The following is a 10,146-nucleotide window of genomic DNA, read 5'->3' as shown; positions in this document are numbered from 1 at the left end:
GGACTCCGATCAATGGAATCTGCGGCATGGTCAATATGGCAGACCATTATGCAGACGATATGGAGAAACAGACAGAATGCAGGGCAAAGGTGAAAGAAGCATCCCATCTGCTGCTGGAACTGGTAAATGAAGTGCTGGACATGAGTAAGCTTGAGTCGGATGAAGTGGTGCTCGAAGAAATTCCATTCAATCTGATCCGTATTTCAAGGGAAGTATTTGTTGTGATCGATCAGATGGCTGCCGAACAGAATATCCAGATTGTATGGGAGAAAAAAGAAGTCACACACTGGGATCTTATCGGAAGCCCGGGGCATGTAAAACGGGTGATGATGAATATCCTGTCAAATGCGGTGAAATATAACAGGGCAAACGGACAGATCTATATCAGCTGCCGTGAGATCCCATCAGAACAGTCGGAATGGACAACGATAGAATTTGTCTGCCGGGATACCGGAATCGGGATGACAGAGAGTTTTCAGAAACATATTTTTGAACCATTTGCACAGGAACATACAGGAAGCCGTACAAAATATGCCGGAACAGGACTTGGAATGGCGATCACAAAGAAGCTGATCGAAAAAATGGGAGGAACTATTACCTTTGAAAGTGAAGAAGGCACAGGGACTACATTTGTGATCCGGGTTCCGTTCCGGATCGATACAGGCAGGAGCGGCAGAGCTGAAATGGAAGAAAAACCAGAAGTTTCTATAAAGGGACTGCATATTCTTCTGGCAGAAGATAATGAGCTGAATATGGAAATTGCGGAATTTATGCTTCAGAATGAAGGAGCTGACGTGACAAAAGCATGGAATGGACGGGAAGCTGTTGAGATATTCAGAAAGAGCGAACCGGGTGAATTTGATGTCATCCTTATGGATATCATGATGCCGGTCATGAATGGTTATGGAGCCACGAAGATGATCCGGTCTCTGGAGCGGGAGGATGCAAAGACAATACCGATTATTGCAATGACGGCAAATGCATTCACGGAGGACAGACTGAAAGCAAAAGAAGCAGGAATGGATGAACATATCGCAAAACCTGTGGATCCGGAATTATTGGTAAAGGTGATTTATGAATCAGTGGATTAGTGGAAAACAATCGCAGAAAGGGAATGATATTGAAAAAGAAAAGATGGAACCGATTATTTTCTGTACTTTTTGTGATGATGGCAGTCATGTCACTTCTGTCAGGCTGTAGCAAAAAGAGTGCAGAAAAAGAAGATGAAGAAACGATCACGGTGTATTTATGGAGTACAAATCTGTATGAAAAATATGCACCATATATCCAGGAACAGCTTCCGGATATTAATATTGAATTTGTGGTAGGGAATAATGATCTGGATTTCTACAGATTTTTGAATGAAAACGGTGGACTGCCGGATATTATAACCTGCTGTCGTTTTTCACTGCATGATGCAAGTCCGCTGAAAGACAGTCTGATGGATCTTTCCACAACCAATGCGGCAGGTGCTGTCTATGATACATATCTCAACAATTTTAAGAATGAGGATGGAAGCGTAAAATGGCTTCCGGTGTGTGCGGATGCACATGGTTTTGTAGTCAACAAAGACCTTTTTGAGAAGTACGATATCCCTCTTCCAACCGATTATGAAAGCTTCGTTTCTGCCTGCCAGGCATTTGACAAGGTGGGAATCCGTGGGTTTAGTGCAGACTATTTTTATGATTATACGTGTATGGAAACACTGCAGGGGCTGTCTGCGTCAGAGCTGTCTTCTGCGGCGGGACGTAAGTGGCGTACCGCCTACAGTGACCCGGATAATACAGAGAAAGAAGGTCTGGACAGTACAGTCTGGCCGGAGGCTTTTGAACGTCTGGAACAGTTCATAAAGGATACAGGGCTGGGTCTGGATGATCTGGATATGAACTATGATTCTGTGGTTGAGATGTATCAAAGCGGCAGGCTTGCCATGTATTTTGGCAGCTCTTTCGGTGTAAAAATGTTTCAGGATCAGGGGATTAACACAACATTTCTGCCGTTCTTTCAGGAGAATGGAGAAAAGTGGCTGATGACCACACCATATTTCCAGGTGGCACTGAACCGTGATCTGACGCAGAATGAAACACGTCGGCAGAAAGCGATGAAGGTACTGGACACAATGCTTTCCGAGGATGCACAGAACAGGATTATTTATGATGGACAGGATCTGTTAAGCTACAGCCAGGATGTGGATCTTCATCTTACGGAATATCTAAAAGATGTGAAACCGGTGATCGAAGAAAACCATATGTATATCCGCATTGCGTCAAATGACTTTTTCTCTGTTTCCAAAGACGTAGTTTCGAAGATGATCTCAGGAGAATACGATGCAGGGCAGGCATACCGCTCATTTAATTCTCAGCTTCTTGAGGAAAAATCCACTTCGGAGGATATCGTGCTGGATTCACAGAAATCCTATTCCAACTGCTTTCACAGCAGTGGAGGGAATGCGGCATATTCCGTTATGGCAAACACTCTGCGTGGTATTTATGGGGCGGATGTGCTGATCGCAGCAGGAAACAGCTTTACTGGAAATGTGCTGAAAGCAGGGTATACAGAAAAAATGGCGGGAAACATGATCATGCCAAATGGTCTTTTGGCTTACAGCTGCAAGATGGACGGAGCACAACTGAAAGAGACGGTCAGAAATTTTGCAGAAGGCTATCCGGGAGGCTTCCTTACGTTTAACCGTGGATCGCTTCCAGTCTTCAGTGGTATTTCTGTGGAAATCAGGGAAACAGAGGATGGTTATACATTGAGTAAAGTTGCAAAGGATGGAAAAGAAATCCGTGATACGGATACTTTTATGGTAACCTGTCTGGCGACACCACAACACATGGAAGCTTATCCGACAGGCAAAAATATAGTATTTGATGTTGGGGAGTTCTCTGTGAAAGACACCTGGATTGAAAATGTTTCTGATGGGAATACAGTCCTTGCAGAGCCTGAAGACTACCTGACTTTGAGGTGAGAAGAATGAAAGCTAAAAACCATAATACAAACAGAGAAAAACGTGTCATGAAAAAACGGTTCAGGACAGCGGTCTTTCTTCTTCTTTTTGCGGGAATTGTTTTGACTGTTTTTCGATATTTCAAGCTTGTGTCGAAAACAGTTTATGAAGAAAGTGTTTCCCACCTGACGGAGGTTTTTCACCAGTCTGATAATATGTTAAGGGAACTGACAGATAAGAATCTGACCTATCTTCATATGTGGGGGGCGTATCTGCAGGAGACTTCCGATGAAGATAAAATTCGTGATTATATAGAGAACGCACAAAAAGACGCCGGATTTTTAAATTTTTATTTTCTGTCAACGGACGGTAACTACAAAATGCTGACCGGAGAAACGGGATATCTTGATTTACAGGAAAATTTTGAAGATGAGATCCAAAACGGGAATGATATCGTAACGAATGCAGTAGTTCCCGGAAAATCCCAGATGCTTGTTTTTGCCAGTCCCAGGGCTCATGGAAACTATCAGGGATTTGGATACGATGCGATCGCGATTGCCTATGAAAATTCTGACATTGTAAATATACTGGATATTTCTGCTTTTCATGGAAATGCAAAGAGCTATGTTGTTCATCCGGATGGTCGTGTTGTCGTGGATCATTCTTTTAAGGAATGGGGAAATGCATATAATTTCTTTGGCATTCTCAGAGAGCATTCCAATATCCCGGAAAAAGAGATCCTTGAACTTTCAGGGAAGTTTAAAGCAGGAGATACCGATGCGATGCTGGTAAACCTGGATGGAAAGAACTATTATCTGGTCTATGAAAAATCAGAAATTCAGGACTGGGTATTTCTGGGACTTGTAAAGGCTGAGATTGTTAATGCCAGCATGAATGTTCTGCAGCGCAGTACCATGATGCTTGTAGGCATAGTAGTGTTGAGTGTTGCCGGTCTTTTTATCTGGCTGATACTAAGGAAAAGCAGGGTAAGCCTCAAGGAAAAAGATACGGAGATCCTGTACAGGGAAGAGCTGTTTCAGAAGCTTTCCATGAATGTGGATGATGTTTTCCTGATGCTGGATGCGAAAACATATAAGACAGATTACGTCAGTCCGAATGTGGAAAAGCTGCTGGGAATTACCATAGAACAGATCCGCAAAGATATTTGTGTTCTGGGGAAACTGCATCCTCAAAAATCGGAAGATCCTAAGAAAAATTATCTGGAGAAGATCCAGGTTGATGAACAGAAGGAAGGGGATTTTGAATGTGTTCATCAGAAAACAGGGGAACAACGATGGTTTCATAATATTGCAATGTGCAGTGAGGTAAACGGGAAAAAGAAATACATCCTGGTTATGTCTGACCGTACCTCTGATAAAAAGATGAATCAGGCACTCTATGAGGCGGTCCATGCTGCGGAAAATGCCAACAAGGCAAAGAGTACATTTCTTTCCAATATGTCTCACGATATCCGGACTCCGATGAATGCGATCATTGGTTTTACGACCCTGGCTGTAAGCAATATTGATAATAAAAAAAAGGTCAGGGATTATCTGGGCAAGATTCTTTCATCCAGCAATCATCTGCTTTCACTGATCAATGATATACTGGATATGAGCCGTATCGAGAGTGGAAAGATCCATCTGGAAGAAACGGCGGTCAGTCTGTCAGAAATGCTCCATGATCTGAAAACCATTATCAGTGGACAGATCCATGCGAAGCAGCTGGAGCTTTATATGGATGCTATGGATGTGACGAATGAGGACGTCTATTGCGATAAGACGCGTCTGAATCAAGTACTGCTGAATCTTTTGTCCAATGCGGTCAAATTTACGCCTGCCGGCGGAACCGTTTCCGTTCGGCTGAAACAGTTCCCGGGAAAAACAAAAGACAGTGGTCTGTATGAGATCCGTGTAAAAGACAGTGGAATCGGCATGAGTCCGAAATTTGTACAGAAGATTTTTTCTCCTTTTGAACGGGAGCGGACTTCCACCGTCAGTAGGACTCAGGGGACAGGCCTTGGTATGGCCATTACTAAGAACATTGTGGATATGATGGGAGGAACGATTGAAGTTCAGACAGAACAGGGCAAAGGCACCGAATTTATTGTCCGCCTAGCATTGAGATTTCAGCCTGAGCACCGCCGCACAGAGAAAATCGCAGAGCTGGAAGGTCTGAAGGCATTGGTTGTCGATGATGATTTTAACACCTGTGACAGTGTGACGAAGATGCTTGTGAAGGTTGGGATGCGTTCAGAATGGACACTTTCCGGTAAGGAGGCTGTTCTGCGTGCACGGCAGTCTCTGGAACTTGGAGATGCATTCCATGCTTATATCATTGACTGGCGTCTGCCGGATATGAATGGCATTGAGGTTACACGTCAGATTCGCAGTCTTGGTGATGATACGCCGATCATTATCCTGACGGCCTATGACTGGTCAGATATCGAAACAGAAGCCAGGGCAGCAGGGGTAACGGCATTCTGTGCGAAACCTCTCTTTATGTCAGACATCAGAGAGACGTTGCTGACTGCCATCGGTCAGAAGAAGGCTGAAACAGAGACTTCGATTTTTCCGGCAGCAGATCTGGATTTCAGAGGCAGGTCTGTACTGCTTGTGGAAGACAATGAACTGAACAGTGAAATTGCGGTGGAGATCCTTAATGAATATGGTTTTGTAGTTGATACGGCAGAAAATGGAGCAGAAGCAGTGGAAAAAGTTAAAAATGCAACGCCAGGGGATTATGATCTGGTGCTGATGGATGTGCAGATGCCGGTAATGAACGGATATGAGGCTACCAGACAGATCCGTGCCCTGCCAGATCCGGCACTGGCAGGAATTACGATCCTTGCCATGACAGCCAATGCTTTTGATGAGGACAGAAAGAAAGCACTGGAATGCGGTATGGACAGCTTCTTATCCAAACCAATTGTGATTGAAGAACTGATCTGTGCACTGCAAAATCATCTGAAATGTCATCTTGCAGAGAGAACTTCCGTTTGAAAAGCGAATGTAAAAAGTTTGGTGGGATAAGGTTCTTTCATAAATGTAACTATCATGATTTTAGCGGGAGAAAAATATGAAGATCAAAAAAGCAAAAAGTGCAGGTCTTATTTTGGCATGCATAGCAGCAACAGGACTTACAGGATGTGGGAAAACAGATGAAACATCAAAGAAACACGAAGCAATTACGTTTATGGCTCCTTATCTGGAGGTGGACAGCTTTATAGAAGAGGTGCATAAAACATATCCAGAGGTTAATCTTGAAGTAATCACGTATAGCGGGTCAAATACAACAACCTATCTGCAGAATATGCTAGAGGCAGATGATCTTCCGGATATCTGCACACAGACTTTTTATAAGCCGGATGTGGTGGATGTCAGTGATAAGATGATTGATCTCTCCGGATACGATTTTACAGATAATTATGTGGAATCACGTCTGAAAGAGGTATCCGATGATGGTGCACTTTATATGCTTCCATCTTTGTACAACTGTTATGGAATCACTTACAATAAAACACTGCTTGAGCAACATGGCTGGAAGCTGCCGACATCTTTTACAGAGCTTGAAGAACTTGCAGGCAAAGCAAAAGAAGCAGGAGTTACGTTATGTATGGCACAGATTCAGTATCCGGGTTCTGCCTTCCAGTATATATGTAATATTGCGGATGCGGGATTCCTTGGTACCTTGTCTGGAAAACAGTGGCAGAAAGATTACCTGTCAGGAAAGGCAAATGTCAGTGACACGGAAGGCATGATGGACAGCATGGAATATATCCAGAAATGGAAAAATCTCGGTATGCTTGACTGCAGCAACAGTGATCCGGTAGATGATAGTAAAACAAGAGAAGCTTTTATAAAGGGAAATTCACTGTTTCTATTGGGACCACAGAATGGCATTATGGAATCAGAAGATACAACGGACAAATTTGGTCTGATGCCATACCTGTCTGAAGATGGAAGCAAGAATGTATTTATTTTAAATGTAAACCGTTTTTATGGATTGAATAAAAAGCTGGAGAATGATCCTGAGAAACTTGAAGATGCATTAAAAGTCATGAAGGTGCTGTCTACGGTAGAAGGAACCAGTGCCCTGTATCCGGACAGTACATTAAAAGCAGGACTGCTTCCTTTCAAAGATGCAAAGGCAGATGACACCTTCTATGCAGATATTTCGGATTTTATCAATGCAGGGAATACGACACCGTTTATTTATTCCGGATGGGAAAATACGATTGTAAATACCGGAACCAAAATGCAGGAATTCATGCAGGATAAGGCATCAATAAAGGATGTGGCAGATCAGCTGGATGAGGATCAGGACAGCGTGGTAAATAATCAGCCGGAAGTGATCACAACAGCTACAGAGGAAATTTCACAGGAAAGCTGTGCAAAGCTGGTGGGCAGATGCTTTGCCGAGGCAACCGGAAGTGACGTTGCTCTTATATCCCTTGGAACATGGATCAGTGGAAATGGTACGAACCAGAACAATGATGGTGTGAGCGGAAAACTGTATGCAAAGAATATTACAGACTATGATGTATGTATCATTCTTCCGACTGGCTGGTCACAGACGATTAAAACAATCAGGCTGACAGGAAAACAGATTCAGGCATTGTATGAAGAAGGTTATGATGCAGTTGGTACAGGCAAGAATTATCCATATATGTTGGTAAATCCTGAAGATATGGAACTGGAGGATGGAAAGACTTATCAGGTTGCAATTTCCGGAATCAGTGAAAAACTGGCATCAGAAACGGAAGTGACAGACAGTGGTGTTGTGGGTATGGATGCGGCAAAGGAGTTTTTTGGGCAATTTGAAACTTTAAGTGAAGCAGACGCTGAATGGAAATAAGCGGAGGAGAAGGATGCAGAAGGCAAAGAATTACCGGAACTTAATATTGGGTTGTTGTATGACTGGTATAGTGATGCTTCTTGCATTCTTTTTCCTGTATCATACTTATATCCAGGATATTATCTATGAAGAACGATTAAACCAGATGGAAGAGGTTACCCGTCAGATGTTTCAAAATCTGGAGGATGTGATCGATTCCCATTGGAATCGGGTAACGGAAGAATGTAATTATCTGAGAGATGCAAACGTACAGACTACAGATGAACTCTGCAGACACATGAAAAAGAAATATGAATTATCAGCATATGCAGAGCAGAAGATTACGTTGATGGCAGTGGATTCAGAAGGCGGATATTATACAGAATCCGGAAACAGGGGACTTTTCCGGGATCTGGATTATTTTGAAGAAAGTCCTGAAAAGATCAGTTTTGTTTTTGATTCTATGACGGATAATCAGTCAAAGATGGTATTTCTGAATCGTTTGCCGGAGCCCATACATCTTCAAAATGGAGAAAAGATAACTTCAATTCTCTATTTTGGAATTGCCCAGGACATGGAACAGCTAAATCCATATTTTAACTGCGAAGCTTATAGCGGAAACAACAGTGTGTATGTACTGGATGATAATGGATCTAAACTGTTCAACAGCAATCAGGTGGAACTGATCAAGGGGCATAATGTATTTTCTGTTTTGCAGAACATGAAGTATCTTCACAATTCTTCTTTTGACAAAACAAAGGCGGAACTGGAAGAAAAAGGATATAGTTATTCGAATGCGGTTCTGGATGGAATAGAATATTTTTACGGGTTAAAAAGAATGGAAAATGCCGAATGGACCCTGATCTTTCTGGTTCCGGCAGAATATGTTGCTGCGAATACCTTAAAACTTGTCAATTTTGTCACGATATTTATCGTTATCTTTACGGTTATCGTAGCAGCCTGCGTTATACTGGGGATTTCCTTTGTTATGCACAGAAACCAGCAGGAAGCGATCCGTGTGGAACAGGAAAATAATGCGAAGCTGGAAACAGTGAATACAAAGCTGCGGCAGGCAAAACAGGCGGCAGAGGAAGCTTTTCAGGTGGCACAGGAAGCGAGCAGGTCAAAGAGCAGTTTCCTTGCCAATATGTCCCACGATATCCGTACTCCGATGAATGCGATCATTGGTATTACGTCATTAATCCGATATGACGCCGGCAATAAAGGCAAGGTAATAGAATATGCGGATAAAATCGACACTTCCTCACAGCATCTGTTAGGGATTATCAATGATGTTCTGGACATGAGCAAGATTGAAGCCGGAAAAACGGTTTTCAAGTATTCTGATTTTTCTATTCTGGATTTTATACAGGAACTCGACACGATATTTCATTCTCAGATATCTGAAAAAAAGCAGACTTTTACAATTACAAAAGAAAACATCCGGCATGAGTGGGTGAATGGGGATCGGGTTCATCTGATGCAGATTTTCAGCAACCTGTTGTCCAATGCAATAAAATATACACAGGAAGGTGGAGAAATCCTGCTTCTGGCAGAGGAATGTGGATCAAATTCATCTGTTTATGCAAAGTACCGCTTTTTAGTCAGTGATAATGGTATGGGAATGTCGGCCGATTTCAAAAATACCATCTTTGATCCGTTTACCCGTGCCGAAAATTCTCTGACAAGTAAGATACAGGGGACCGGGCTTGGAATGGCTATTACCAGAAATCTGGTTGAAGCCATGGGAGGCACCATTGATGTGGAGAGTGAACCGGGACAGGGAAGCTGTTTTGAGGTTCTTATTGATCTGAAAATTGCCGGGGACAGATCTGTTTCTTTGTCATCACAGGCAGAAACAGATGAGCCGGATGACAATATTTTGCAGGGAATGCATTTCCTGTGTGCAGAGGATAATGAGCTGAATGCGGAAATTCTGATGGAACTGTTAAAGATTGAGGGTGCAGCGTGTACCATCTGTGAAAATGGCGAAAAAATCCTGGAGGCATTTGAACAGTCTGTCCCGGGTGACTATGACATGATTCTGATGGATGTGCAGATGCCTGTTATGAATGGTTATGAGGCAGCAAAAGCGATCCGCAGCAGTTCCCATGAACTGGCAAAGAAGATTCCGATCATTGCCATGACAGCCAATGCATTCTCAGAAGATATCCAGCATTCGCTGGCAGCCGGAATGAATGCCCATATTTCAAAACCGGTTGATATAAAGACGCTGGAAAAGACGGTAAGAAGCATAAAATCCGGGGGGGGGTGTACCGAAACGCAGGTCATGGAACAGTAATAAATTGAAATAAGGCTACCGCAATCCCACTGGCTTTAGACGGTGGGTTAAGGTAGCC

At 43.0% G+C, this 10,146-nt stretch carries 5 protein-coding genes; all 5 read left to right on the top strand.

Annotated features, from left to right (window positions below; genetic code table 11):
• Nucleotides 1–1,091: hybrid sensor histidine kinase/response regulator (locus tag ACLTL4_RS10050; protein WP_412320491.1), on the top strand; the 1,091-nt coding region annotated here is incomplete at its 5' end.
• Between the two features lie 29 nt (nt 1,092–1,120).
• Entirely contained in the window at nt 1,121–2,971 is a 1,851-nt protein-coding gene (locus ACLTL4_RS10045) for an extracellular solute-binding protein (RefSeq protein ID WP_412320490.1), read from the top strand.
• A 5-nt stretch (nt 2,972–2,976) separates the two neighbouring features.
• Nucleotides 2,977–5,952 (top strand): response regulator, encoded by a 2,976-nt coding sequence (locus tag ACLTL4_RS10040; protein ID WP_412320489.1) that lies wholly within the window; start codon nt 2,977–2,979, stop codon nt 5,950–5,952.
• 76 nt (nt 5,953–6,028) lie between these two features.
• Complete coding sequence (locus ACLTL4_RS10035; protein WP_412320488.1) at nt 6,029–7,807, top strand: ABC transporter substrate-binding protein; 1,779 nt, start codon at nt 6,029–6,031, stop codon at nt 7,805–7,807.
• A 58-nt stretch (nt 7,808–7,865) separates the two neighbouring features.
• Nucleotides 7,866–10,088 carry an ATP-binding protein gene (locus ACLTL4_RS10030; RefSeq protein WP_412320487.1) on the top strand — a complete coding sequence of 741 codons (2,223 nt, stop codon included), beginning with the start codon at nt 7,866–7,868 and terminating at the stop codon, nt 10,086–10,088.
• The last annotated feature ends 58 nt before the right edge of the window (nt 10,089–10,146 follow it).

Origin of the sequence: Hominisplanchenecus sp., assembly GCF_046967715.1 — a bacterium.
In the GTDB taxonomy this organism is placed as follows: Bacteria; Bacillota; Clostridia; order Lachnospirales; family Lachnospiraceae; genus Hominisplanchenecus; species Hominisplanchenecus faecis.
Note: the sequence above shows the minus strand (reverse complement) of the source record. Positions and strands in the feature narration are given on the sequence as shown.

Excerpts from the sequence above, each read along its gene's own strand:
- ACLTL4_RS10040 (WP_412320489.1), top strand. The coding sequence starts at position 2,977 with ATGAAAGCTAAAAACCATAATACAAACAGAGAAAAACGTGTCATGAAA.
- ACLTL4_RS10035 (WP_412320488.1), top strand. The coding sequence starts at position 6,029 with ATGAAGATCAAAAAAGCAAAAAGTGCAGGTCTTATTTTGGCATGCATA.
- ACLTL4_RS10030 (WP_412320487.1), top strand. The coding sequence starts at position 7,866 with ATGACTGGTATAGTGATGCTTCTTGCATTCTTTTTCCTGTATCATACT.